General features: G+C 38.7%; 17 protein-coding genes. 12 read left to right on the forward strand and 5 right to left on the reverse strand.

Translation table 11 applies throughout. From position 1 onward, the window contains the following. Positions 1-95 precede the first annotated feature (95 nt). The gene (gene nhaR, locus ACWPWK_RS13255) at positions 96-1,016 is read left to right on the forward strand and encodes a transcriptional activator NhaR (RefSeq protein WP_109371841.1); all 921 of its coding nucleotides are present in this window, start codon (positions 96-98) and stop codon (positions 1,014-1,016) included. 72 nt (positions 1,017-1,088) lie between these two features. Here nhaR and rpsT read toward each other — a convergent pair whose 3' ends face one another. After that, positions 1,089-1,349 (reverse strand): 30S ribosomal protein S20, encoded by a 261-nt coding sequence (rpsT, locus tag ACWPWK_RS13260; RefSeq protein ID WP_004248964.1) that lies wholly within the window; start codon positions 1,347-1,349, stop codon positions 1,089-1,091. A 431-nt stretch (positions 1,350-1,780) separates the two neighbouring features. On the opposite strand from rpsT, the gene ribF reads away from it, so the two are divergent. The 10 genes from ribF to ACWPWK_RS13310 all read left to right on the forward strand — a co-directional run bounded on the left by ribF (position 1,781) and on the right by ACWPWK_RS13310 (position 14,543). Then, positions 1,781-2,722, forward strand: a complete 942-nt coding sequence (gene ribF / locus ACWPWK_RS13265) for a bifunctional riboflavin kinase/FAD synthetase (protein WP_109371837.1) — start codon at positions 1,781-1,783, stop codon at positions 2,720-2,722. Positions 2,723-2,751: 29 nt separating this feature from the next. Next, positions 2,752-5,562 carry an isoleucine--tRNA ligase gene (gene ileS, locus ACWPWK_RS13270; RefSeq protein WP_109371835.1) on the forward strand — a complete coding sequence of 937 codons (2,811 nt, stop codon included), beginning with the start codon at positions 2,752-2,754 and terminating at the stop codon, positions 5,560-5,562. A 3-nt stretch (positions 5,563-5,565) separates the two neighbouring features. Beyond that, positions 5,566-6,081: a signal peptidase II gene (gene lspA, locus ACWPWK_RS13275; protein ID WP_109371833.1), complete on the forward strand. Its 516-nt coding sequence runs from the start codon at positions 5,566-5,568 to the stop codon at positions 6,079-6,081. 69 nt (positions 6,082-6,150) lie between these two features. Continuing rightward, positions 6,151-6,621 (forward strand): FKBP-type peptidyl-prolyl cis-trans isomerase, encoded by a 471-nt coding sequence (gene fkpB, locus ACWPWK_RS13280; protein ID WP_109371831.1) that lies wholly within the window; start codon positions 6,151-6,153, stop codon positions 6,619-6,621. Next, the gene (ispH, locus tag ACWPWK_RS13285; RefSeq protein ID WP_109371829.1) at positions 6,602-7,555 is read left to right on the forward strand and encodes a 4-hydroxy-3-methylbut-2-enyl diphosphate reductase; all 954 of its coding nucleotides are present in this window, start codon (positions 6,602-6,604) and stop codon (positions 7,553-7,555) included. Before fkpB ends, ispH begins: the two co-directional genes overlap by 20 nt. Before the next feature lie 233 nt (positions 7,556-7,788). Next, positions 7,789-8,610 carry a 4-hydroxy-tetrahydrodipicolinate reductase gene (gene dapB / locus ACWPWK_RS13290; protein ID WP_109371827.1) on the forward strand — a complete coding sequence of 274 codons (822 nt, stop codon included), beginning with the start codon at positions 7,789-7,791 and terminating at the stop codon, positions 8,608-8,610. Positions 8,611-9,044: 434 nt separating this feature from the next. Further along, positions 9,045-10,196, forward strand: a complete 1,152-nt coding sequence (carA, locus tag ACWPWK_RS13295; protein ID WP_109371825.1) for a glutamine-hydrolyzing carbamoyl-phosphate synthase small subunit — start codon at positions 9,045-9,047, stop codon at positions 10,194-10,196. A gap of 17 nt (positions 10,197-10,213) precedes the next feature. After that, on the forward strand, positions 10,214-13,441 hold the full coding sequence (carB, locus tag ACWPWK_RS13300; protein ID WP_109371823.1) for a carbamoyl-phosphate synthase large subunit: 3,228 nt from the start codon (positions 10,214-10,216) through the stop codon (positions 13,439-13,441). Between the two features lie 488 nt (positions 13,442-13,929). Continuing rightward, a complete protein-coding gene (locus ACWPWK_RS13305; protein ID WP_406588702.1) occupies positions 13,930-14,070 on the forward strand; it encodes a Hok/Gef family protein in 141 nt (46 codons plus the stop codon). 107 nt (positions 14,071-14,177) lie between these two features. Next, a complete protein-coding gene (locus ACWPWK_RS13310) occupies positions 14,178-14,543 on the forward strand; it encodes an MFS transporter (protein ID WP_109371821.1) in 366 nt (121 codons plus the stop codon). A 63-nt stretch (positions 14,544-14,606) separates the two neighbouring features. On the opposite strand, the gene ACWPWK_RS13315 is transcribed toward ACWPWK_RS13310, so the two are convergent. The 3 genes from ACWPWK_RS13315 to ACWPWK_RS13325 form a co-directional block, all read right to left on the reverse strand. After that, positions 14,607-21,731, reverse strand: a complete 7,125-nt coding sequence (locus ACWPWK_RS13315) for an Ig-like domain-containing protein (RefSeq protein ID WP_454209060.1) — start codon at positions 21,729-21,731, stop codon at positions 14,607-14,609. A gap of 214 nt (positions 21,732-21,945) precedes the next feature. After that, a complete protein-coding gene (gene dkgA, locus ACWPWK_RS13320) occupies positions 21,946-22,776 on the reverse strand; it encodes a 2,5-didehydrogluconate reductase DkgA (RefSeq protein ID WP_109371817.1) in 831 nt (276 codons plus the stop codon). 28 nt (positions 22,777-22,804) lie between these two features. Then, entirely contained in the window at positions 22,805-23,962 is a 1,158-nt protein-coding gene (locus ACWPWK_RS13325; protein ID WP_109371815.1) for an iron-containing alcohol dehydrogenase, read from the reverse strand. 180 nt (positions 23,963-24,142) lie between these two features. On the opposite strand from ACWPWK_RS13325, the gene ACWPWK_RS13330 reads away from it, so the two are divergent. After that, a complete protein-coding gene (locus tag ACWPWK_RS13330) occupies positions 24,143-24,925 on the forward strand; it encodes a class I SAM-dependent methyltransferase (protein ID WP_109371813.1) in 783 nt (260 codons plus the stop codon). 161 nt (positions 24,926-25,086) lie between these two features. On the opposite strand, the gene ACWPWK_RS13335 is transcribed toward ACWPWK_RS13330, so the two are convergent. Beyond that, on the reverse strand, positions 25,087-25,755 hold the full coding sequence (locus ACWPWK_RS13335) for a DedA family protein (protein WP_109371811.1): 669 nt from the start codon (positions 25,753-25,755) through the stop codon (positions 25,087-25,089). Positions 25,756-25,842 lie beyond the last annotated feature (87 nt).

Below are 25,842 nucleotides of genomic sequence, written 5' to 3' on the forward strand. Positions count from 1 at the left end.
TTTTATGAGGATTGGGTGCAAGGAAAGCCAATCGCAAACTAATGCGTTATTACATAGTCTGTGTATGAAGCACAGAAGTTGAAAGGAAGATAACTATGCGGGTGTCACATCTCAATTTTAACCATCTTTATTATTTTTGGCATGTGTGTAAAGAAGGCTCTGTTGTGGGTGCAGCGCAAGCGCTGTATCTGACACCTCAGACAATTACAGGGCAAATTAAAGCATTAGAAGAAAGATTGGGTGGCAAGTTATTTAAACGCCAAGGAAGAGGATTAGTTCCTTCAGAATTGGGTCAACTCATTTTTCGTTATGCCGATAAAATGTTTATGCTCAGCCAAGAAATGCTGGATATCGTTAATTACAGTCGTGAATCGAATTTACTGTTTGATGTCGGTGTTGCGGATGCGTTATCAAAACAATTAGTCAGTCGCATATTAGAAACGGCTGTTATTGATAATGAGCAAATCCATCTGCGTTGTTTTGAATCTACTCATGAACTATTACTAGAGCAATTAAGTCAGCATAAGCTGGATATGATCCTATCAGATTGCCCCGTGGATTCGTCACAACAAGAAGGTCTGTTCTCTGTAAAACTCGGCGAATGTAATATGAGTTTTTTTTGCAGTCATCCGCTTCCTGAAAAGCCGTTTCCTGAATGTTTAGAAGAGCGAAAGCTCCTCATTCCGGGGCGTAGATATATGTTAGGTCGCCATTTATTAACATGGATACGTAATAAAAACCTGCAAGTAGAAATATTGGGTGAGTTTGATGATGCGGCATTAATGAAAGCATTCGGCTTAAATTATAATGCTATCTTTGTCGCGCCTTCACTGTATACCGACGAAACTTTTGCTCATAGTAATATCGAAGAGATTGGGAAGCTTGATACGGTAAAAGAAGAGTATTACGCGATTTTTGCAGAGCGAATGATCCAACATCCAGCGGTTCAACGTGTTTGTAATACTGATTTTTCAGAACTCTTTAATGGAGATAAAAAGAGCGTTGTAAACCCATAAAGTGGTTGCGGTTAAAAAGTAGAAAATAAAAAACCGGCATAAGCCGGTTTTTTATAACACAAGAAAGCAATATTACATTGCTTTGATTTGTGCTTGCAGATTAGCTTTATGACGTGCAGCTTTATTCTTGTGAATTAAGCCTTTAGTTGCCTGACGGTCAACAATTGGTTGCATGTCATTAAATGCTTTTTGTGCTGCTTCTTTATCACCTGAAGCAACTGCTGCGTATACTTTTTTGATGTAAGTACGCATCATAGAACGACGGCTTGCGTTGTGCTGACGACGCTTTTCAGACTGAACCGCACGTTTCTTAGCTGATTTGATATTAGCCAAGTTCCAACTCCCAAATATATTCTAGCGAGGACAAATACAAAGGTGAAGGAATATGCCTTTTCAACCTAAGTTTGTCAATGGATTTATACAAAATTAGCGTCGTTGTACGCGACACTTGTTTCGTTGTGATGGCGCAAGATTTTATCAGTTAAGACGGGTAGAATACAGTCTTTTGAGTGAAAAAATCATCAAAATCGTGTATATGAGTAATAAATAATAGATTCTAATAGGATCTATGCTTGATTTTATGCGATTTTATAACCAAGAAGTGAGTGATAGTCCATTTTTTGTTTGATGTGAGCAATCAAATTTAAGAATAACAGTGAATCGACTTGTCGAGATATTACTCATCAATAAACATTGATATATTGGGTTACTCTCAAGCCTTTGACAAGGTATAATCCAATAATTTCCACGGTATTGAGCCAGTTATGGAGCTAATTCGCGGTATACAAAATATTAGAGCGCTACACCACGGTTGCGTTCTGACAATTGGGAATTTTGATGGTGTCCATAGAGGCCATCAGGCATTATTGAAACACTTGAAGCAAGAGGCATCGCAGCGAGGATTACCCACGGTTGTGATGACATTTGAGCCTCAGCCACTTGAGTTCTTTTTACCAGAAAAGGCACCAGCACGTCTGACTCGTTTACGAGACAAGATTAAGTATTTAGCTGAATGTGGTATTGATTACCTTTTGTGTGTCAAATTTGATAAACAATTTGCGGCACAAACACCGGAAGAATTTGTTTCATCACTGTTGGTGAATAAATTAGGGGTGAAGTTTCTTGCTATTGGTGATGATTTTCGCTTTGGCAAAAATCGTGAAGGTGATTTCCATTTTTTACAACAAGCCGGTGTTAGATATGGATTTGAAGTCGCTAATACTGAAAGTTATTGCGATAAAGGATTGCGTATCAGTAGCACTGCGGTACGAGAAGCGTTACTCAATGATGATTTAGTTCTTGCTGAATCACTACTAGGACACCCTTACAGCGTTTGTGGGCGTGTTGTTCATGGTAATGAATTGGGTAGAACCATTGGTTTTCCGACAGCCAATATTCCTATGAAACGCTTAGTTGCACCAGTTAAAGGCGTTTATGCCGTTGATGTCTATTTATCAGATAATCAATCACCTTTACCCGGTGTGGCAAATATCGGAAGTCGTCCTACTGTAAAAGGGACGGGCGTACAATTAGAAGTGCATTTAATCGACGTTAATATGGATTTATATGGACGTCGTATTGATGTTGTGTTACGAAAGAAATTACGTAATGAACAGCGATTTGCATCATTGGATGCATTGAAGCAGCAAATCGCAGATGATGTGGCTACTGCTAGGGATTTTTTATCGCAGCGGTCGGAGTCATAAACTAGCGGAAAATTGGAACTGAGAATCGAATGAGTGACTATAAAAATACCCTGAACTTACCAGAAACAGGGTTCCCTATGCGCGGGGATTTAGCAAAGCGCGAGCCAGAGATGTTATCACGTTGGTACAAAGAAGGTTTGTATCAAGCAATTCGTCAGGCTAAAAGTGGTAAGAAAACATTTATTTTGCACGATGGCCCTCCATACGCCAACGGCAATATTCATATTGGTCACTCAGTAAACAAAATTCTCAAAGATATTATTATTAAATCCAAAGGGCTGTCAGGCTTTGATTCTCCGTACATTCCAGGATGGGATTGTCACGGATTACCTATCGAACTAAAAGTTGAACAAATCGTAGGTAAACCAGGAGAGAAAATATCTGCAGCGCAATTCCGCGAGGAATGCCGTAAATATGCTTACGAGCAAATTGAAGCACAGAAAAAAGATTTTATTCGTTTAGGTGTTCTAGGAGATTGGGAAAAACCTTATCTCACTATGGATTACAAAACCGAAGCGAACACTATTCGTGCGTTAGCGCGTATCATCGCAAATGGTCACCTGTTAAAAGGGGCTAAACCTGTTCACTGGTGTACTGCGTGTGGTTCATCGCTGGCAGAAGCTGAAGTTGAATATTACGATAAAACTTCACCGTCGATTGATGTGCGTTTCACCGCCGTTGATCCAAACGCCGTTGCCGCAAAATTCCATGCAGTAACAGATAAGCCTATTTCTTTGGTTATCTGGACAACAACACCGTGGACATTACCTGCTAACCGCGCTATCGCATTAAATGCTGAATTTAATTACGCATTAGTCTCTTTTAACGATGAATGCGTGATTTTAGCCGCTGATCTTGTTGAAGGCGTAATGAAGCGTATTGGCGTAACAAGCTGGGCTGTTTTAGGCGAATGTAAGGGTGCTGATCTAGAACTACTGCGCTTTAATCATCCATTTATGGGCTTTGATGTACCTGCAATTTTAGGTGATCACGTTACTTTAGAAGCGGGTACAGGTGCTGTTCATACTGCACCAGGCCACGGCCCTGATGACTTTGTTGTCGGTCAAAAATACGGTTTAGAAGTGGCAAATCCTGTTGGGCCTAATGGTTGTTACTTGCCGGGCACTTATCCAACATTAGATGGCGTTTTTGTTTTCAAAGCAAATGATGTCATTGTTGAGCTGTTAAAAGAAAAAGGTGCTCTGTTACATCACGAAGCCATGCAACACAGTTACCCATGTTGCTGGAGACATAAAACGCCAGTTATTTTCCGCGCTACACCACAATGGTTTATTGGCATGGATAAAAACGGTTTACGTCAGCAATCATTAAAAGAGATCAAAGGTGTTAAATGGATCCCTGATTGGGGTCAAGCACGTATTGAATCAATGGTTGAAAACCGCCCTGACTGGTGTATTTCTCGTCAACGTACTTGGGGTACGCCAATGTCTCTGTTTGTTCACAAAGAGACTCAAGAGCCACATCCACGTACTTTAGAGTTGATGGAAGAAGTCGCAAAACGTGTTGAAGTCAGCGGTATTCAAGCATGGTGGGATTTAGATATCCGTGAAGTGCTGGGTGATGAAGCTGACGATTACATGAAAACGCCAGATACACTAGATGTTTGGTTCGATTCAGGATCAACACACTCAACAGTGGTTGATGCGCGTCCTGAATTCCATGGCAATTCAGCAGATATGTATTTAGAAGGCTCTGACCAACATCGTGGTTGGTTTATGTCTTCACTGATGATTTCGACTGCAATCAAAGGCAAAGCGCCTTACCGTGAAGTTTTAACACACGGTTTTACCGTAGATGGACAAGGCCGTAAAATGTCTAAATCCATCGGTAACACAGTAAGTCCACAAGATGTAATGGATAAACTGGGTGCTGATATCCTACGTTTATGGGTTGCATCAACAGATTACACTGGTGAAATCGCCGTATCTGATGAAATCTTAAAACGCTCGGCTGATACTTATCGCCGTATTCGTAATACTGCACGTTTCTTCTTAGCGAACTTAAACGGTTTTGATCCTGCAAAACATCAAGTTAAACCAGAAGAGATGGTCACATTAGATCGCTGGGCAGTAGGTCGTGCGAAAGCAGCACAAGCGGATATCCTAAAACATTATGAAAATTACGATTTCCATAATGTTATTCAGCGCCTGATGCAGTTCTGTTCAGTGGAAATGGGTTCTTTCTACTTAGATATCATCAAAGACAGACAGTACACCGCGAAAAGCGATAGCGTTGCTCGTCGTAGTTGCCAAACAGCGTTATTCCATATCTGTGAAGCATTAGTTCGTTGGATGGCGCCAGTTATGTCATTCACAGCAGATGAGATCTGGAATGAGTTACCAGGCGAACGTGCAAAATATGTCTTAACGGAAGAATGGTATACCGATTTATTTGGCTTAGATGCGTCAGAAACCTTAAATGATGACTATTGGGCTGAATTACTTGCCGTTCGTGGTGAAGTCAATAAAGTATTAGAGCAAGCTCGTACAGATAAACAACTGCGTGGCTCTTTAGAAGCATCAGTAACTCTGTATGCAGATAAAGCTTTAGCAGATAAGTTAAATGCGTTAGGTAACGAATTGCGTTTTGTTTTATTAACTTCTCAAGCGAAAGTGGCAGATATTAATGAAGCACCAGAAACAGCATTAGCTTCTGATATGGCGGGTTTAAAAATCGCCTTTAACAAAGCAGACGGCGAAAAATGCCCTCGTTGCTGGCATTATGCGACAGATATCGGTCAAGTAGCGGAACACGCTGAATTATGCGGACGCTGTGTTACTAACGTAGCCGGTAACGGTGAAGAACGTAAGTTTGCTTAATTAATGAAGAAAACACTTTGCTCTACAGGTTTACGCTGGCTATGGCTAGCCGTCGCCGTAGTGGTGTTGGATTTAGGAACGAAACAGTATTTCATGCAGACATTTCGTCTGTATGAATCTGTTGCCGTGATGCCTTTTTTCAACTTCACTTACGCCCATAACTATGGTGCTGCCTTTAGCTTTTTAGCAGATAAAGGAGGATGGCAACGTTGGTTTTTTGCACTGATTGCATTGGCAATCTGCATTACTTTATTGGTAATGATGTATAAAAACAAAGCGAGCGCTAAGCTAAGTAACGTTGCTTATGCGCTAATTATTGGCGGAGCATTGGGTAATCTCTCTGATCGTCTGATCCACGGGTTTGTCATCGATTTTCTTGATGTTTATATTGGAGATTGGCATTGGCCTACCTTTAATATTGCTGATATGGGGATTTGTATCGGTGCAGGGCTTATTATTATTGAGAGCTTTTTCCCTGATAAAAATGTCAGTCCTCAAGATACAAAAAAGCAAAAGTAATCAGACAAGAAGTTAACTAAAATAACCCCTGCCTTATGGCGGGGGTTACGCTTAATAGAAGGTATTAGTATGGTTATGCAGGTACTCAACGACAGCGCAGTGTTGCTGAATTTCACTTTAAAGTTAGCAGATGGCTCTGTTGCTGAATCTACACAAGCGCATGGTAAACCCGCTCTTTTTCGTTTAGGTGATGAAAGTTTATCGCCAGCCTTAGAAGCTGAATTATTGGGATTATCAACGGGAGATAAAAAAACTTTTACGCTTGCGGGTGAACATCTTTTTGGTAAATACAATCCTGACTTGATCCAATACTTTATGCCTTCTGACTTCGCAGAGTCTGGTGTGCCTGAGGCAGGCACTATCATGCTATTTACATCAATGAATGGCAGTGAAATGCCAGGCATTGTAAGAGATGTCACTGAAGATTCTGTAACCGTTGATTTTAATCATCCGTTAGCGTCAGAAGAAGTGACATTTGATATTGAAGTTGTCAGCATTAATCCTGAGGAGGAAACAACACATGCAAATACTGCTGGCTAACCCACGAGGCTTTTGTGCGGGTGTTGACCGAGCTATCAGCATTGTTGACCGCGCTCTGGAAATCTATGGCGCACCTATTTATGTTCGTCACGAGGTCGTTCATAACCGCTATGTCGTTAACGACTTACGTGAACGAGGTGCTATCTTTATTGAAGAAATTTCAGAAGTCCCCGATAACGCGATTTTAATTTTTTCAGCTCATGGTGTTTCTCAAGCTATTCGTCAAGAAGCTCGCTCACGTAATTTAACAATGCTCTATGATGCAACTTGTCCACTCGTAACCAAAGTGCATATGGAAGTGGCAAGAGCGAGCCGTAAAGGCAAAGAAGCTATCTTAATAGGTCATGCAGGACACCCTGAAGTTGAAGGCACAATGGGGCAATACAACAACCCTGAAGGGGGAATGTATTTAGTTGAGTCGCCTGCTGATGTGTGGAAATTAGAAGTCAAAGATGAAGATAATCTTTGCTTTATGACCCAAACAACGCTTTCTGTTGATGATACATCTGAAGTGATTGATGCTTTAAATGCACGCTTCCCCAAAATTATTGGTCCTCGTAAAGATGATATCTGCTATGCAACAACCAATCGCCAAGAAGCCGCAAGAGAGCTTGCTGAAAAAGCGGATGTTGTATTTGTCGTTGGCTCTAAGAACTCATCAAACTCTAATCGCTTAGCGGAGCTTGCACAGCGTGCAGGTAAGCCTTCTTATCTGATCGATAGCTTTGAAGATATTGATGAGTCATGGGTGGCTAATGCAAATATTGTTGGCGTTACAGCAGGGGCTTCAGCACCAGATATTTTGGTTCAACAAGTATTAGAACGTTTAAAAACCTTTGGTGCTGATGACGTGATTGAATTATCAGGGCGTGAAGAAAATATTGTTTTTGAAGTGCCTAAAGAGCTTCGCCTAGATTATAAAGTTATCGAATAATCTCACTTAAATGTGATAGTGAATTTAAAAAGCAGAGTGAATGACTCTGCTTTTTTTATGTATAAAGTAAAGTTAAATGAATAATCATGCTGTTCATCTCTTTTACTGATAATGACTACGGTTTTGTGTGTTTTTCTTATCTCGAACGTTAAATGCTGGCATCAAGTGGATGACATCGTTAATCTGTAAACAATAAATAGAGACAATAAGTATTGTTAAGGAGAAATTGAGTTATGTCTGCAAAAGAACTTCGTCTTGCCGTTGTTGGTGCGGGTGGTCGTATGGGGCGCCAATTAATTCAGGCAATTTCTCAACAAGAAGGAACCGTTTTAGGTGCTGCTTTTGAGCGTACTAATTCTTCATTGATTGGCGCTGATGCTGGAGAATTAGCGGGTATTGGGCATATTGGTGTCACAATCACCGATAACTTGCTGTCTCAAGCGAGTGAATTTGATGTGTTAATTGATTTTACACGCCCTGAAGGCACGCTTTCTCATATTGCATTTTGCGTAGAACAGAAAAAAGGCATGATTATTGGTACGACAGGCTTTGATGATGAAGGTAAAAAAGCCATTGAAAATGCCGCCAAAATGATCCCAATAGTGTTTGCTGCTAACTTTAGTGTTGGTGTTAACTTGGTGCTTAAGTTACTTGAAAAAGCGGCGAAAGTGATGGGTTCTTACAGTGATATTGAAATTGTAGAAGCGCACCATCGTCATAAAGTTGATGCACCATCAGGTACTGCATTAGCAATGGGAGAATCTATTGCAGATGCGTTAGGCCGTGATCTTAAAGAGTGCGCAGTTTATGAACGTGTAGGACACACTGGAGAGCGAGATCCTCAAAGCATTGGTTTTGCCACTATTCGTGCAGGTGATATTGTGGGAGAACACACCGCAATTTTTGCTGATATTGGTGAGCGTGTAGAGATAAGCCACAAGGCTTCTAGCCGAATGACATTTGCAAATGGCGCAGTTAAGGCTGCTATTTGGTTAAAATCTAAAAAATTGGGTCTTTATAACATGAAGGATGTTCTTTCGTTGGAAGATTTGTAGTTTTTAAGAAAAAATAATCCGTTGAAAACTCATAACTATTTTTATAATTATGGGTTTTTTAATGTCTATTTTATAAATTATTTTGTAATGTTTGTTTTTATATCTTATCTCTATTTTTTCTCTGTTTTTTTCTCTCTAAAAAGGATAAATCATCTATTTTTCCTATTTAAACTCTAATTTTAAATTATCTTGGTAAGCAAACGGTTAAATTTGTAAGATTGATTATATAAATTGTCACTTGGTTAACTAAATTGCTAATGATTGATATTTTTTTAATTAAAAAGGTGTTTTTTCTAGACATCTGCTCGTTCGATCTTTAGAATGCGCCCAATTTGCCAAAAATTTGCCCAATTTTATGTTTTTGGCATTGATTTAGAGTCTTAAATCTGAATTAATATGCATGAAATGTGATTTATTATTCTCTGGAGGGCGTTTTGATTAAATCAGCTATACTGGTTCTAGAAGATGGGACCGAATTCCACGGCAAGTCGATTGGCGCAGAAGGCGCCGCTATCGGTGAAGTCGTTTTTAATACTTCAATGACCGGTTATCAAGAAATATTAACCGACCCTTCTTACTCCCAACAAATTGTTACTCTCACTTATCCCCACATTGGCAACACCGGCGTTAATCGTTCAGACGAAGAATCAGAAACCATCCATGCTCAAGGCTTAATTATTCGCGACTTGCCATTAGTGATGAGCAACTATCGTGCTCAAGAAACGTTATCTGATTATCTTAAACGTCATAACATTGTTGCGATTGCGGATATTGATACACGTAAGTTAACGCGTTTGCTGAGAGAAAAAGGCGCGCAAAACGGTTGCATTATCGCAGGCAATCATCTTGATGCTCAACAAGCTAGATCATTTCCTGGTTTAAAAGGAATGGACTTAGCAAAAACGGTGACAGTGAAACAGCCTTACCAGTGGACTCAAGGAAGTTGGACGTTAGAGAATGAATTACCAGAAGCTAAATTAGCGACTGAGTTGCCATTGCATATTGTGGCGTATGATTTCGGTGTAAAACGTAATATTTTACGTATGCTGGTGGATAGAGGATGTCGCGTTACTGTTGTACCTGCTCAAACGTCAGCTCAAGATGTTTTAGCCCTTTCACCAGATGGTATTTTCCTTTCCAATGGCCCCGGGGATCCAGAGCCCTGTGATTATGCCATTAACGCCATTCAAACCTTTTTAACCACTGATATTCCGGTATTTGGTATCTGTTTAGGGCATCAGCTATTAGCATTAGCTAGCGGTGCAAAAACCATCAAAATGAAATTTGGTCACCACGGTGGTAATCATCCTGTTAAAGATTTAGATAAAAATACGGTGATGATCACAGCGCAAAATCATGGATTTGCTGTTGATGAAACCTCTCTTCCTGCCAATTTACGTGTGACACATAAATCTCTATTTGATGGTTCTTTACAAGGTATTCATCGCACAGATAAACCTGCGTTCAGTTTCCAAGGTCACCCAGAAGCTAGCCCAGGGCCACATGATGCCGCACCGCTTTTTGATCACTTTATCGAGCTTATCGCGCAATATCGTCAAAACCTGCAATCAGTGACAACTAAATAAATCAGGAGCGAAAGAAAATGGCTAAAAGAACAGATATCAAAACAATCCTGATTTTAGGTGCTGGGCCGATTGTTATCGGGCAAGCGTGTGAATTTGACTATTCAGGCGCGCAAGCATGTAAAGCCCTACGTGAAGAGGGATATCGAGTTGTTTTGGTAAATTCAAATCCTGCAACCATTATGACCGATCCTGAAATGGCCGATGCAACGTACATCGAGCCTATTCACTGGCAAGTTGTGAGAAAAATTATTGAAAAAGAGCGCCCTGATGCGGTATTGCCAACAATGGGTGGGCAAACTGCACTGAACTGTGCGCTAGAGCTAGAGCGCCAAGGTGTCTTGGCTGAATTTGGTGTCACCATGATTGGTGCAACAGCCGATGCAATTGATAAAGCAGAAGATAGACAACGCTTTGATAAAGCGATGAAAAAAATCGGTTTAGATACTGCTCGTTCAGGTATTGCACATAACCTTGATGAAGCTTTTGCTGTTGCTGAACAAGTGGGTTTTCCTTGTATTATTCGCCCTTCATTCACAATGGGCGGAACGGGGGGCGGGATCGCCTATAATCGTGAAGAATTTGAAGAAATTTGTACGCGAGGCTTAGATTTATCACCCACCAATGAACTGTTAATTGATGAATCTTTAATTGGTTGGAAAGAGTATGAAATGGAAGTGGTGCGTGATAAAAACGACAACTGCATTATCGTCTGCTCTATCGAAAACTTTGATGCAATGGGAATTCATACAGGCGATTCCATTACCGTCGCGCCAGCACAAACACTTACTGACAAAGAATATCAAATTATGCGTAATGCCTCGATGGCGGTATTACGTGAAATAGGTGTTGAAACGGGCGGTTCTAACGTTCAGTTTGCTGTTGATCCTAAAACAGGGCGCTTGATTGTTATCGAAATGAACCCTAGGGTTTCTCGTTCATCAGCTCTGGCATCTAAAGCGACAGGCTTCCCAATTGCGAAAGTCGCTGCAAAATTAGCAGTAGGTTACACCCTCGATGAGCTGATGAATGATATCACTGGAGGGAGAACACCAGCCTCTTTCGAACCTTCTATTGATTATGTTGTGACAAAAATTCCTCGCTTTAACTTTGAAAAATTTGCAGGAACCAATGACAGATTAACAACGCAAATGAAATCTGTTGGCGAAGTGATGGCAATTGGTAGAACACAACAAGAATCTTTGCAAAAAGCATTACGAGGCCTCGAAGTGGGGGCGACAGGTTTTGATCCTAAAGTCGATTTAGACGATCCAGAAGCATTAACGAAAATTCGCCGTGAGCTAAAAGAAGCAGGCTCTGACCGAATTTGGTATATCGCGGATGCCTTCCGAGCAGGGCTATCCGTTGATGGTGTATTTAACCTCACCAATATTGATCGCTGGTTCTTAGTTCAAATAGAAGAAATCGTTCGCCTTGAAGAAAAAGTCAGTGAAGTCGGTATAAAAGGCTTAAGCGCTGATTTCTTACGTCAGTTAAAACGTAAAGGTTTTGCTGATGCACGTTTAGCTAAAATACTTAACGTAAAAGAGCCTGTTATTCGCCAGTTACGGGAGCAATATCAACTCCATCCTGTCTATAAACGTGTTGATACTTGTGCAGCAGAATTTGCTACGGATACCGCTTATATGTACTCGACTTATGAAGAAGAGTGCGAGGCAAATCCACATCAAGACAAACCTAAAGTCATGATCTTAGGTGGTGGACCAAACCGTATAGGGCAAGGAATAGAATTTGATTATTGTTGTGTTCATGCCGCGCTTGCGTTGCGTGAAGACGGTTACGAAACCATTATGGTGAACTGTAACCCTGAAACGGTTTCAACAGATTACGATACTTCTGACAGACTCTATTTTGAACCTGTCACATTAGAAGATGTACTTGAAATTGTACGAATTGAAAAGCCGAAAGGGGTTATCGTGCAATATGGTGGACAAACACCATTAAAACTAGCCAGAGCACTGGAAGCTGAAGGCGTGCCAGTTATTGGCACAACGCCAGATGCTATTGATAAAGCAGAAGATCGTGAACGTTTCCAAAAAGCAGTGGATAAATTAGGGCTTAAACAGCCTGAAAATGCCACTGTAACCGCTTTAGAAGAGGCGGTAGAAAAAGCACAATTAATTGGCTATCCGCTGGTGGTTCGTCCTTCTTATGTACTTGGTGGACGCGCAATGGAGATTGTTTACGACGAAATCGATTTAAGACGCTATTTCCAAACTGCGGTTAGTGTGTCAAACGATGCTCCCGTGTTGTTAGATCGCTTCCTTGATGATGCGATTGAAGTCGATGTTGATGCGATTTGTGACGGTCAACAAGTCGTGATTGGTGGCATTATGGAGCATATCGAACAAGCGGGTGTTCACTCTGGTGACTCAGCTTGCTCATTGCCTGCTTATACCCTAAGCCAAGAAATTCAAGATGTGATGCGTAAACAAGTACGCTCACTTGCGTTTGAACTTGGAGTCAAAGGGCTAATGAACGTACAATTTGCGGTGAAAGGTAACGATGTTTACCTTATCGAAGTCAATCCTCGTGCTGCTCGTACCGTACCTTTTGTGTCAAAAGCCACAGGTGTGCCATTAGCCAAAGTCGCTGCGCGTGTCATGATTGGTCAAAGCCTTGAAGAGCAGGGAGTTACAAAAGAAGTTATTCCACCTTATTACTCTGTAAAAGAGGTAGTTTTACCTTTCAATAAGTTTGCAGGTGTTGATCCGATTTTAGGGCCTGAAATGCGTTCAACAGGTGAAGTGATGGGCGTTGGTGCAACCTTTGCTCAAGCCTTTGCTAAAGCAATGTTAGGTAGCAGTTCTACCATGAAGAAAAAAGGCAGAGCGCTTCTTTCTGTGCGTGCTGGTGATAAAAAGCGAGTTGTTGATTTAGCAACAAAATTACTAAAAAGTGGATTTGAATTAGATGCTACACATGGTACAGCCATTGTATTAGGTGAGGCGGGAATAAATCCACGCTTAGTGAATAAAGTTCATGAAGGTCGGCCACATATTGAAGATAGAATTAAAAATGGCGAATATGACTATATTGTTAATACGACTTCTGGTCGTCAAGCCATTGAAGATTCTAAAATTATTCGTCGTAGTGCATTAAGATATAAAGTCCATTATGACACGACGTTAAATGGCGGATTTGCGACAACGCTGTCATTAACAGCAGACCCTACGGAAAGTGTTATCTCAGTTCAAGAAATGCATAAAAAGATAAATAAATCTTAATATTATTTATTGTTGTAATAATGATCCCGAATATGAGGAGACTTGTATTCGGGATTTTTTATTTTTCTATTTGATATAAAAAAGATAGCCCCAAATAAATTTATTTGGGGCTAGTGCAAAACAAAGAGGTAGGTGCGGATCTTTTTGTTTCAAGTAAGGAGTCAAGAAGATAAAACAAGTTAATTTCTTTGTTTTAGCGGGTTAATTTTGTCTTTTTTTGTCGCTTGAGTCAAGAGAAAATCATTTTGCATGACTTAGTAATATGTTGTTTTAATTGATTTAAATTTTTTGTTTGCTACTGATAAGGTATAGGGGATAGAGAAATTTCTGTTACTATATTGGCGGGTGCTTGGATCATTTTGGTTCAAGCATTTTGCTAGAGCCAAAAAGAGAAAAGCCCCGAATTCTATTTTCATAAAATCCGGGGACAGACTCAAATATCAACAACTTGATTCTGTGTCCTTTTCCGAAAGCAGTCAATGAAATTGATGAAAATAACCTTATTTGGCATTACGGTTATCTGTGTGACTGTTCTATGTTTTACAATAATTGTAGGCGAACGATTATGTTCACTTAACATTAGTAATGGAAACACAGTCGTTCAAGCTATTTTGATGTGTTATAAATAGTTTGCTGGGGGGGCGGTTTTCTTCCTCCCCATTTTTCTTCAAATTGTCAGATTTTTGGTACAAGCACTCTATTATCTAAAATCAATGCGATCCAAATTGTGGGGTGAATGGTCACTCTGTTCTTTGGTTGTGGTGGTGGGGCTTGGTTAATCAATAAAATCGGTGTTTGGCGTGCTTTTTCCGCAGGATTATTGTGTGCTTTAGGCGCTTTATCTTCGGGGATCACTTCTGTAGCTATTATGACCGCAGGTATGCGATTCGCTTCAACAGATAATCAAGCTGGTACAGATATGACAGCCGTGCAAAGCATGCGTGATATTGGTGAAATTGCGTGTGCAATGATGTTAGTGAGTTTAACTGCCATTATTGGATATCGTGGTGGTTTTGGATTGGCTGCAATGATTGTACTCTTTGCTTTATTAGTAACGTTGGTAAACGTAAAGTATCAAAAGAGATATCAATCAACGAAATAAACTGATTTAGAAAAACAGCTTTAAATTAATAAAGAGCCTCGAGAGGCTCTTTATGGTTATTAACTAAAGTTGGCTAATTTTTGTTATATTATTTTGTGATGAAGCACCATCTCCATCCCAATTAACATGTTGTTTAAACTCATATGTTTCACCTGCGATAGTGACAGAGGTAATTAACGTTGCATTACCATGATGGGCAGAAGCACCGCCACCACTCCCCCAACAGTCTTCTTTTATTGCCAGTGAATGACTATTAAATGGGAAACGTTGGTTCTCAATTCTAGATGTATAAGTATCTCCATCGTTGTAATCGACTGAACCACGAGTAGAATCGCCTTGTATATCAATAAGTTTGTGAGATACCGTGACGGGCTCAAAGAAATCACTTGCGTGGTTTCCTAATGTAAACATCGGCCTTGCAATAACATGAACCATACTATCCAATCCACTCATTCTACATGAATTTCTCGGCACACTAGCACTAGTAGTATTAATAAATGAAATAGAGCCGTTTAATTCTAAATCCATATACCTAGGATGAATCGGTTTTACATCTAGTGGATAATAAACCGCATATTGTCTACCTGTATTTGTACTTGGATCATGATCGTAAATGTCAAACACAATGACTTTGATTTTAAGCTGAGTACTTTTAAATAAATTTTTATCAAGCTTAAATGAGCTAGTGATTTTTGGTCTACCAATAAGCTGATTGTGGTCATAAGCAAGGATTTGACTGGTTTTTTGATTTCCATCCCATAATTCAAGATTAACTGCATAATCACTTGCTGCTGTATCTGGCGGTAACCAAGAAAAAGTTAACGAATCATCTTCATAAACAGGAGTCCAATTTATCGATATATTCTCATGAGGCATGATTTGTGCATTTTTATTGTTATCAACCCTTCGTGTTACTGAGTTAATAGTGATATGAGGTACTTTTCTGACATCGACAGAATAAGAACCTTGAGATTGATGAAAGTAATCATTTTCTTTTGATGTCAAAATGATATCTGTTTTACCTGGATTGACTTTAACAATAACCCCGCTTTCTTTTATTGCCACAATATTAGGATCTTTTGCTGACCAGATACCTAGAGCTTCTTTAGGCAATGGAATTGTTGGTTGTTGTACATCAATATTAGTATCCGTTTCAGATAAAATAATGTCATTTTTTGCAAAAGCGATTTGGAGTGTTCCTTTATCTTGCTCGTAATCCACTGCCAACGCATCTGCTAGAAATTGATCAGTCGCATCACTTTTGATGTGTATTTTCGTTTTGCCTGGTTTTACTTCTGTAATAGTGCCTTGTGTATCAACAGTGGCTACACGTTGATCATCACTGAGATAATACAAAGGAATATTTTTTACGTCTGTATTGCCAAAAGTGGCGTTAACGTTATGCACTACTCCATCATTCCATACCGATTTAATCGTACCCGATGACGCTAATTGTAAAATAGGTTTCGCTTTTTCAATGACTAAAGGATAACTACTTTGCGCTGGTTGATATTGATCATTACCTGATGTTTGTAATGTGATAACTGTAGTACCCGCTTTTTTCATCGAAATACGACCGCTAGTTGTATCGATAGAGGCAATAGTCGGATCGGAACTAGACCACATCATATTAATATTATTAGGCAATCCTGTATAACCTAGTGCGCTGATCGGTGCTGAAGCGTAGGTTTCTTGTTGGATTTGTTTGTCAAAAATAATATCAGGTTTCGGAATAGTGACTTTTATGGTTAATGGTTTCGCAATGGCTAATCCTTCCGCTTCAGCCGTTAAAATAATATCTGTTTTAACATTTGAAGTAAGATTAGTTTGATATTTCCCCTTTCCTAATGAATTTAGTGGGTTATCACTAAAATTAGGTTTACCACTGGTTGTTTTTATTGAAACTTTTTTACCGTCAATGGCATTGCCATATTTATCCATTAAATTTACAGTGAGTAGGGCGCTATCTTTATCATTTCCCCCAATTGATTGACGGTTACTATTAAAGGTTGATTGATTGGCATCAATATCAGCTGGATTTACGGTTACATCTTGAATTGGCTTATAATTATTTGAATCAAGAGCCACGTCCATTTTCAATATACCGGCAACAGTACTGGTGACTTTTGTTCTTGCGATACCATGGGTATCTGTATAGGTAATATGGTTATATTTATCAGCTACACCTTGTAACTCCCATACTACAATAACGTTAGACAATATATTGTCATTGGCATCCACAATGGTTGCTTGATAATTAACACCATTATCTCCGGCGATTATGCTTGTTCTATCGACATCGACAGATTTTATTTTCCTGGTTTTTGCATCTGCACGTAGTTGTAAGATTTTTTGTTTTTTGAAATCAACACCATTAACTCTAACACCTAATGGTACTGTACCTGCTTTAGTGCCCGTTACTTCAATTTCATAATGACCTGAAGAGACTTGTTGGGCTTGGCTAAACTGAACAATTGAGTTATTAGGGATACCTTCAACTTGCTGATCCGGTAGAATATTGCCGCCTTTATCTTTAATCGTTAAAGTGAGTAATGCTTTATCTGTGCCATTGGCGATGATTGTGGCTGGTATTAAGTTGATTTCTGAAAGGTTTTCATCAACGTCATTAGCGATAAAGTTGACATCTTTTGCAGGGTAATCCCCTGATTTTAAGTGGACATTAACTTTTGCTAATCCAGCTGGGCCGCGTGTTAATTTTGTTTTCGCTACACCTTTATCATCTGTAAACGTCAGTGCTGAGGTTAAAACACTGACATTGTCGGATGTCCAAGTGACAGGCGTATCATTACTAACAGGATTATCATATTTATCAATTAAATAAGCAGTATAAGTGATAGTGTCTCCGGCTTTAGGTGCCATATCACTGATAATAATATCGCGTACTTTAGCACTGAGATTATCAGCAACAACGGTTAGTGAAACCGATTGAGCTAAGGTTATACTGTTAATAGTGGCATGAATTTCTGTTGTACCTGTTTTTTGGGCGCTGATTGTGGCTTTATAAACACCTGTGCTACTCTCGGTAAATTTACTCTCTTTAAGATTAGTGGAGTATTGAAGTTTAATATCATCTTTTAATCCAGTGAGTAAGTTCCCCTGATTATCTTTTGCAATGACCGTAATATCTGATTGATCATAAGAGTGAGTTCCATCACCCGCTGTAATGATGGATGGTGAAAGAGCAAGTGTAGAGCGAGTTGCAGAGATGACATCAGTTGTAAATATGATGTCATGATCAGCTTCAAGAAACTCTTGAGCATCTAGCATTGCAGTGACTTTTGCTGTGCCTGCTTGTGTACTTATCAGCGCAATCTCTGCAACCCCATTCTTATCTGTTTTACTAATTGGTAATGGTGAAAGTTGACCTAATGAGGTTTGCCAACCTACCGTAATGCCTTCCATGCTTGGGTTGCCTTGCTTATCTACAATATGGGCTTTAATAACGACACTATCTTTCCCATTTGCAGTGACAGTATAAGGCGCAATGACGTTTACAGATTGGATCATGGCATTTTGCGTGTCGGCAACAAAACCAAGAGGCTGTGTTAGGAGAAATGGATTTGTTACACCATATTTTGCTGTTATCTCACTAATACCTTCTTTTTTCCCTTTAATTTCAAACTGATAAATTCCGTCGTTTTTATCAATAACATTACTGAATGTAATAGTGGGATTATTGCCACTAAGGCTGATATATTTTTCTTGTTTAGGAACTGGGTTATCAAATTGGTCTTTTAATTCGATAGTACCAATAGAGACATTTTTACCATTAGCTACGATGGTTTGTGGATCTAATTTAAAGTGGCTATGGGTTTTATCTACTTTTCCAGGTTTAAATAAAAGATCAATTGATGCCTTTTTATTATTATCTAGACGGCCAGTTAATGTTATTGCCTGTGCTATTTTTCCTTTTATTTCGACTTGTGCATTACCATGAATATCTGTTTTTACTATCTCTTTATTAGGATGATTGGGTGATGCATTCCAGAAAACAGATTGTTGGATTAACGGATTATTATTAGCATCAACGACATGTGCTGTAACAGTGATTGTGTCATTATCGTCAGCAATGGCTTCTGTTTTATTATTAGCCAATAAAGAAATTGTTGCACTGTTCGGATCAGAAACGGCTATTATTGTCGTCTGGTCTTTATTTCCATTTTTGAGTAAAGCAGTGGCGGTAATGGTTCCTGCTCGAACGGTATTAATCAAAATAGCCGTTTCACCTTGTTGGTTGGTTTTTGTCTCTTTTTGATTTGCTGTTCCGCCGTTAATATCCCAATTGACGGTAACATTAGGTAATTTATTGCCGAACTTATCTTTTACAACCGCGCTTAATACGGCCTGTTCTTTATTATCTGCAGTAATTTGAGTTTTATTGCTGGTTAAGGTAATTAACCCTTTTTTGTCATCGGCAATAAAAGTAATAGGTGATTCATTATGTGACCCATTACTGAGGCGGGCAGTAACAATAACATCAAAGGCTTGAGTACTGGTCACTGTCGTTTGAGCAACCCCTTGGTTATTAGTGGTTGAAATTTCATTAATAGAAACAATCTGTTGATCACGATCAGTTGTCCAAATGACTTTTGCATCTGGCAAGATGTTGTGGTTGTTATCTTCAACGACAGCAGTAAAGGTTACTGCTGTTTTACCATCAGCAATATAAGGTTTTGCCGATGGCGTTAATGAAATAATTTTACCGTTGGATAGATCGGCAATAAAATGCGTTGTCTCTTTCCTGTCTTTTTGATTAACCCATGCAGTTACCGTGGTTACGCCTGCTATTTGGCTGGTCATCGTTGTTGATGCATTACCTTGATCATCCGTCAGCAACTTAGTTTTTTTAAGTTGAGCTTGATTATCAGCAGATAATTCAATTTCGATACCAGGAACAGGGTTGTTATTTTTATCAATAATATTGAAAGCAATATGTTTTTCATCTTTGCCATTGGCAAATGAATTATTTGGATTAATTGTGAAAGCATTTATTTGGGCCGAACTTTTATCGGCAATAAAATCAACATTAGTTGAATAGGGGATATTTTTAACACTAACATCAATTATGCTTTTACCACTACGTGTATTGGTAATGGGAACAATGATTTTACCTTCAGCATCTGTATTTGCTTGCCCAATAATCGTTGCTCCATTATCTGCAGTAAAAGAGACGGGATAGTTAGGAATTTTATTGGCATTAATATCAGTTACGATAACTTGGATTTTATTTTGGCTTTTACCATCAGCAGGTTCGCCGTTTTTAATTACGGTTAATCCACCTTTAGCAATAATGGCGGAATGTATATCAGCAACAAAAGTCACTTGTGCCTGATTAAAGGTGTTATCTCTAAATTTGGGTATTAATGTCACCATTTCAGGAGTACTTCCTGCGGTGATTGTGACTTGATATTTCCCTGCATCTATTCGGCTGAAATTGGAAACTTTGCTATTACCGATAGGATTATCAGATTGAACTTGTAGTGAGAGTTCTTTGATATTGATATCAACGGGAAGTTTATCATTATCGAGGATTGATAAAGTCAGATTTTGTGAAGAATGACTGTCAGCAGGCAGTTGTGTCGCTTTAGGTGTAAATTGGCTATTTTGTGTATTAATCGCGGATTGATCAACCGTAATTTGACTTTGTACAGGAGCAGAACGATTACCTTGTTCATCAATAGCAACAGCACTTATTGTGTAGTTGTTTTTTTCAGTTGAACCTGAAATATGACGAGGAAGAATTATAGAATAGTTAAGATTATTATTATGATTAATTTTACCTCCATTAGCGATTAAGCGACTTGCTGACCACTCAATCTGTTTAACAGGATATTTTGAACGAACTTGCACACCTAAATCTTTTTCTTCTTTCGCATAACCGTTAAGGGTTGGATTTATAGAAAGGAAGACTAGCGTCTTCTTTTTATATTCCAAAACAATGTCATTATTTCTATCAACAAAATCATAGCGATTTCCTGACATTAAACGAGTTGCTCGCACATTATCGGGATTAAGTTGTGAAGAGAGTGATTCTCCAAGTCGATATTGGATATTTACATCAAATTTATTATCACTGTTGTCATTTAAACCAAAGCGACGTTCAGCACCGAAGGTAATTAAAGGCACTGGCGTATAAGTTAATCCCGCAGTATAAGCGTGAGGATTTTCTTGGCGATTATCTTTGCCAAATAAGCCGACTTCTTTACCGTAATATTGTTCAAAAATAAGCTTTGCACCTAATTGCGGATAAGCAGGTAGATAGCCCTCGGTACGAATATCCCACCCATTAGCAGGACGCTCGTTATAATCTATAACGTCGTCAGAGGTACGCCAATTAGATAGACGGTGATAGTGATTTACACTTAATTTAAAATAGTCTCGCCATACTTCACCTCCCACACCAAAACGGCTGTGATAACGACTTAAATCGTAGTCATAAAAAGCATTCAGACCCACCATAAATTTATCAGTAAAATATCGGTAGCCAATCCCTTGGTTTAATTGGCTACGAGAGTCTTTACGATGATAACTGGTTTGAGAGAAAACTAAGTTTTTTTCTTGATCGTACAATGGGATCAAGAGATCGGCTGAGCTATTTTCTAATGTGAAATTTTTATCTGTAGAAAGTGACACACGAGCATGGCCAAATTGATTAAGCCATTGTTCTATTTGTTGATTGGCTTTATTTGATATTTTGCTTATTGCGAATTGTGTCGCATCAGTATCTCTATTTAATAAAGATGAATTATCGACAATAATTTGGGCTAGTTCTTGCCCGTTAGTTGAAGGGATCGGAATATCTTGATTATTATTTAGCCATTTTTTTGTTAATAAAGGCTCATCGGGGATATTAAGTGTTATGCCCACCTTTATTTTTAATTTACCCACTAAAGAGACATAATCAGGATTAGCTTCTATAAGCTTAAATAATTTTATATTAAATTGCTTAGCGATAGATTCCGGTGTATCGCCCGCATTAACCTGATAAGTTTTCTGTTTTTTTAATAAATTAATAGCCTGTTTTTCTTGGTTATTTCCGTCAGCAAACACATTGGCTGGAAGGGTTGCTGAGATAGGAAATGCCAGTTGAATAAAAATATTAAACCAAGCAACTTTCTTTGTAATAGAAGAGAGTTGAGGCGTTAGTCCACTTTTAAATTTTGTCATTTTTAAACTCACCGTAACAAATAATGATGAGATTCTCGTATTTATAGATGTTTTAGATATCAGAAAGTGAACTTGAATTAATTAATTATTCAATATATAAAAATAAATGATCAAAAAAATAAAATAAGTTTAGAAATAAAAATTGAAAGGGAATTTTAGGTATAAAAAAGCCAATAGGAATAAATACTATTGGCTTTTTATTCAACATCAAAAATTAGATATCAACAAAAATATCAGGATCAGGACCTAAACGTTTTTTCTGATCAAGTGCTGCCATTTCTGCAACTTCCTCTTTCTCCAATTTAAAATCAAAAATATGGAAGTTTTCTTCTATGCGAGAAGGCGTAACAGATTTAGGGATCACCACAAGTCCACTATCTAGGTGCCAACGTAAAACAATTTGTGCTGGGGTTTTATGATATTTTTCGGCAAGTTTTTGAATAATGGGCTGGTTGAAAACACCTTCACCACCTTGTGCTAAAGGGCTCCAAGATTCGGTCACAATATTATGCGTTGTGTTCCATGCTCTTAATGGCGCTTGTTGCATTAAAGGGTGAATTTCAATCTGATTAATAACTGGGGTTACACCTGTTTCAGTAATGATACGTTCAAGATGTTCTTCTTTAAAATTACAAACACCAATACTTTTTACTAACCCTTCTTTTTGCAAAATAATCATCTGTTTCCACGCTTCAACATAAAGCTCGCGTGAGGGGGCAGGCCAATGCATTAAATAGAGATCAATATAATCAAGTTGCAAACGCTGGAGACTTTCTAAGACAGCACCACGAGCATGCGTTTGATCGTTGTTCCATAATTTTGTTGTGATAAAAAGCTCCTCACGAGGAACAGTGACCTGTTTTAACGCTTTACCCACACCTTCTTCATTATGATAAATCGCTGCCGTATCAAAAAGGCGATAGCCTGTATCAAGTGCGTGATGAATAGCGTTAACAACTTGATGATTATCTGCTTTCCAAACACCAAGACCAAGTTGTGGAATGGTATTTCCATCAGATAGCTTGATCAGTTTAGGTTTATCCATTTCTGTCTCCAAAGTCGCATTAAAGTACTTAGAGTGCCGCTGTATAAATACGTTGACTGACTTCTAATGTGATATCTTGATGCTCGCCTAGTGCGGTTTGTCCGTGCTCTTCCAATTTTCGCACTAAAGCTGGAATATCTTCTTCAGTGATTTTGAAATCAGTTAGTCGAGTTCTAAGTCCCATTAATTCAAAGAATTTTCGAGTTTCATTAATCGCAGTTTCAATTTTAAAAGCGTCAGAACCTTGGTTTATACCCCAAACTTTTTGTGCATATTGGATTAACTTCTCATATTTAGCCTGCCGTTTTTCATTTAATAGGGCAGGTAAAACGATGGCGAGAGTTTGTGCATGATCAAGCCCGTGTAATGCCGTGAGTTCGTGGCCTAATGCATGTGTAGCCCAATCTTGAGGAACACCAACACCAAGGATACCATTAAGGGCTTGTGATGCTGTCCACATTATATTAGCACGGATATCATAGTCTGTAGGTGATGTCAGCGCTTTTGGTCCTTGATCAATTAAAATCCGTAAAAGACCTTCTGCATACTCATCTTGTACACGAGCATTCACCGGATAAGTGAGATATTGCTCTAATATATGAATAAAAGCGTCAACAACACCGTTTGCGGTTTGTCTTGGTGGCAGAGAATAAGTGGTTGTTGGATCTAAAATAGCGCAATGAGGGTAAACATGAGGGCTAGCAAAGCTTTGTTTATCCATGGTCTGTTTTCTGCTGATAACAGAAAAACTGTTGGTTTCTGTTCCCGTTGCTGGAAGTGTTAATACACAGCTTAAAGGTATTGCATTTTCGATGACTTTACCGCGACTGGTAACGATTTCCCAAGGTTCACCTTTATAAGGTATCGCGGCTGCAATAAATTTTGTGCCATCAATAACTGACCCGCCCCCTACTGCTAATAAATGCGTAATACCATGATATCTGGCATAAGAAACGGCTTTCATTAATGTTTCATAAGAAGGATTGGGTTCAATACCACTAAATTCATGAATTTGATAACCAGGGAGTGCCGTATAGATTTGATCTAGAACGCCGTTGCGTTTAATACTGCCACCACCATAAGTCAGCAAAATTCTTTCATTTTTTCCGATTTCAGAACGTAGTTTTTCTATTTGCCCTTGACCAAAATGAAGGCGAGTGGGGGAGTAATAAGTAAAGTTTTGCATTTTGTATCCACCTTAATTTGATGTTCTGCAATATGACAATTAATCAGGAAAAAGTTTTTCACTGTGTCTAGACGAAATAGCATGACATAACTATAACTGTAAGGTTGTAGAAATAAGAGATGAATTATCTTTCTTAATGACTACAACAATTCAAATTGTAGCTAATTTATAAGGAGTAATATGGAAAATCATTATTTAACATTAAACCAAGAACATTGGGATAAACAAGCCGCAATGGAAAATCAGTGGTCTAAACCTGTAAGTGATGAAGAAATTATCGCGGCAAAACAAGGAAACTGGAAAGTCCATTTAACACCTCATCCGGTTAAAAAAGAGTGGTTAGCAGATATTAAAGGTAAAAAAATACTCTGTTTAGCTTCTGCCGGTGGGCAACAAGCGCCTATTTTAGCTGCTGCTGGTGGCATTGTGACGGTATTTGATTTATCAGAAGGTCAATTAAGCAAAGACCATCAATTGGCACAAAAGCATCAGTTAGATTTGGTCACAGTACAAGGTGATATGGCGGATTTAACCGCATTTGCTGATGAAAGTTTTGATATTATTTTTCATCCTATTTCAAACTTATATGTAGCGGATGTTAATCCCGTTTGGCAAGAGTGCTACCGTGTTTTGAAAAAAGGCGGTGTCTTGATGGCGAGTTTTTATAATCCCGTTGTTTTTATTGATGATAGAGATCCGCAATTGCGCTCACAGGGATTAATAAGACCGACTTACCGATTACCATATAGCGATCAAGGTTCACTACCTTCGGAGATCCTGCAAGAAAAAGTCGCAAAAGGTGATGGACTTGTATTTGGTCATTCTTTAACTGACCTTATTGGTGGGCAGCTAAAAGCGGGTTTCTTATTACAAGATTTTGTTGAAGATTTTGCCCCTCATGCTCGTTTTCTCGTTGATAGTTATATTCCAACGTTTATTGCGTCAAAAGCCATTAAGCTTTAACGACATACAGATTAAGGCAAAAAGATGACGGTGATAAATATCAATGAATTTTTACTGAGATATTAAAAAGATAGGAGATAAGACAATGAACAACTGAACTTTTGAGGTATTAGATGATTAAAAACGCCATTATGATGATTAACATAATGGCGTTTTTTTAATTACTTATTACTGGTACTATTTTTACGATGGCGAATATACATCACAATCGAACCAATTAAACCTGCACTTAAGAGTAATACAGGTAATGTCATCAAAATATTCATGACTAAGGTTTCATGCTTTTGAATAAAAGGAATAAGATTTAGTACATAGCCTAAAGAAACAATAATCCCCACCCATAAGAAACCACTTAACCAGTTAAATATTTGAAAGCGACGTTGTTGTAATTCTGATAAGCCAGCCAGCGTCGGTAATAATGTACGCACGAACCCAATAAAACGACCCAGTAATAGCGCGTATAACCCTTGGCGATGGAAGAGATCATTTGCCTTATGATGATATTGCTCTGGTAATTGAGCCATCCAACGTTTAACTATTTTTGTATCACTTAGCCAGCGGCCCTGTAAAAATCCGAGCCAACTCCCAATACTCGCGGCAGCGCCTAATATAATGATAGTCGGGAAAAAGTGTAAAACACCTTTTGCAATTAAGGCACCGCAAAGAATAAGCAGTGTATCTCCTGGTAAAAATGCGGCGGGTAATACCCCGTTTTCCAGCATAATAATAACAAAAAGAACAATATAGATAACCCACAGCACATTTGGATTAGCTAACACCATATAATCGTGTTGCATTAGCGCGTGAATGATCTCTTTTAATGTACCCATTAGCGAACTCGCATTAAAAAAGGACTTTATGTTCGCTATTCTAACGCAAAATAAAGAGAACAGTTTGATTTAATCCCTGTGGAACCA

This window comes from Proteus sp. Marseille-Q3619 (assembly GCF_965283115.1).

Excerpts from the sequence above, each read along its gene's own strand:
- nhaR (WP_109371841.1), top strand. The coding sequence starts at position 96 with ATGCGGGTGTCACATCTCAATTTTAACCATCTTTATTATTTTTGGCAT.
- ribF (WP_109371837.1), top strand. The coding sequence starts at position 1,781 with ATGGAGCTAATTCGCGGTATACAAAATATTAGAGCGCTACACCACGGT.
- ileS (WP_109371835.1), top strand. The coding sequence starts at position 2,752 with ATGAGTGACTATAAAAATACCCTGAACTTACCAGAAACAGGGTTCCCT.
- lspA (WP_109371833.1), top strand. The coding sequence starts at position 5,566 with ATGAAGAAAACACTTTGCTCTACAGGTTTACGCTGGCTATGGCTAGCC.
- fkpB (WP_109371831.1), top strand. The coding sequence starts at position 6,151 with ATGGTTATGCAGGTACTCAACGACAGCGCAGTGTTGCTGAATTTCACT.
- ispH (WP_109371829.1), top strand. The coding sequence starts at position 6,602 with ATGCAAATACTGCTGGCTAACCCACGAGGCTTTTGTGCGGGTGTTGAC.
- dapB (WP_109371827.1), top strand. The coding sequence starts at position 7,789 with ATGTCTGCAAAAGAACTTCGTCTTGCCGTTGTTGGTGCGGGTGGTCGT.
- carB (WP_109371823.1), top strand. The coding sequence starts at position 10,214 with ATGGCTAAAAGAACAGATATCAAAACAATCCTGATTTTAGGTGCTGGG.
- ACWPWK_RS13305 (WP_406588702.1), top strand. The coding sequence starts at position 13,930 with ATGAAAATAACCTTATTTGGCATTACGGTTATCTGTGTGACTGTTCTA.
- ACWPWK_RS13310 (WP_109371821.1), top strand. The coding sequence starts at position 14,178 with ATGGTCACTCTGTTCTTTGGTTGTGGTGGTGGGGCTTGGTTAATCAAT.
- ACWPWK_RS13315 (WP_454209060.1), bottom strand. The coding sequence starts at position 21,731 with ATGACAAAATTTAAAAGTGGACTAACGCCTCAACTCTCTTCTATTACA.
- dkgA (WP_109371817.1), bottom strand. The coding sequence starts at position 22,776 with ATGGATAAACCTAAACTGATCAAGCTATCTGATGGAAATACCATTCCA.
- ACWPWK_RS13325 (WP_109371815.1), bottom strand. The coding sequence starts at position 23,962 with ATGCAAAACTTTACTTATTACTCCCCCACTCGCCTTCATTTTGGTCAA.
- ACWPWK_RS13330 (WP_109371813.1), top strand. The coding sequence starts at position 24,143 with ATGGAAAATCATTATTTAACATTAAACCAAGAACATTGGGATAAACAA.
- ACWPWK_RS13335 (WP_109371811.1), bottom strand. The coding sequence starts at position 25,755 with ATGGGTACATTAAAAGAGATCATTCACGCGCTAATGCAACACGATTAT.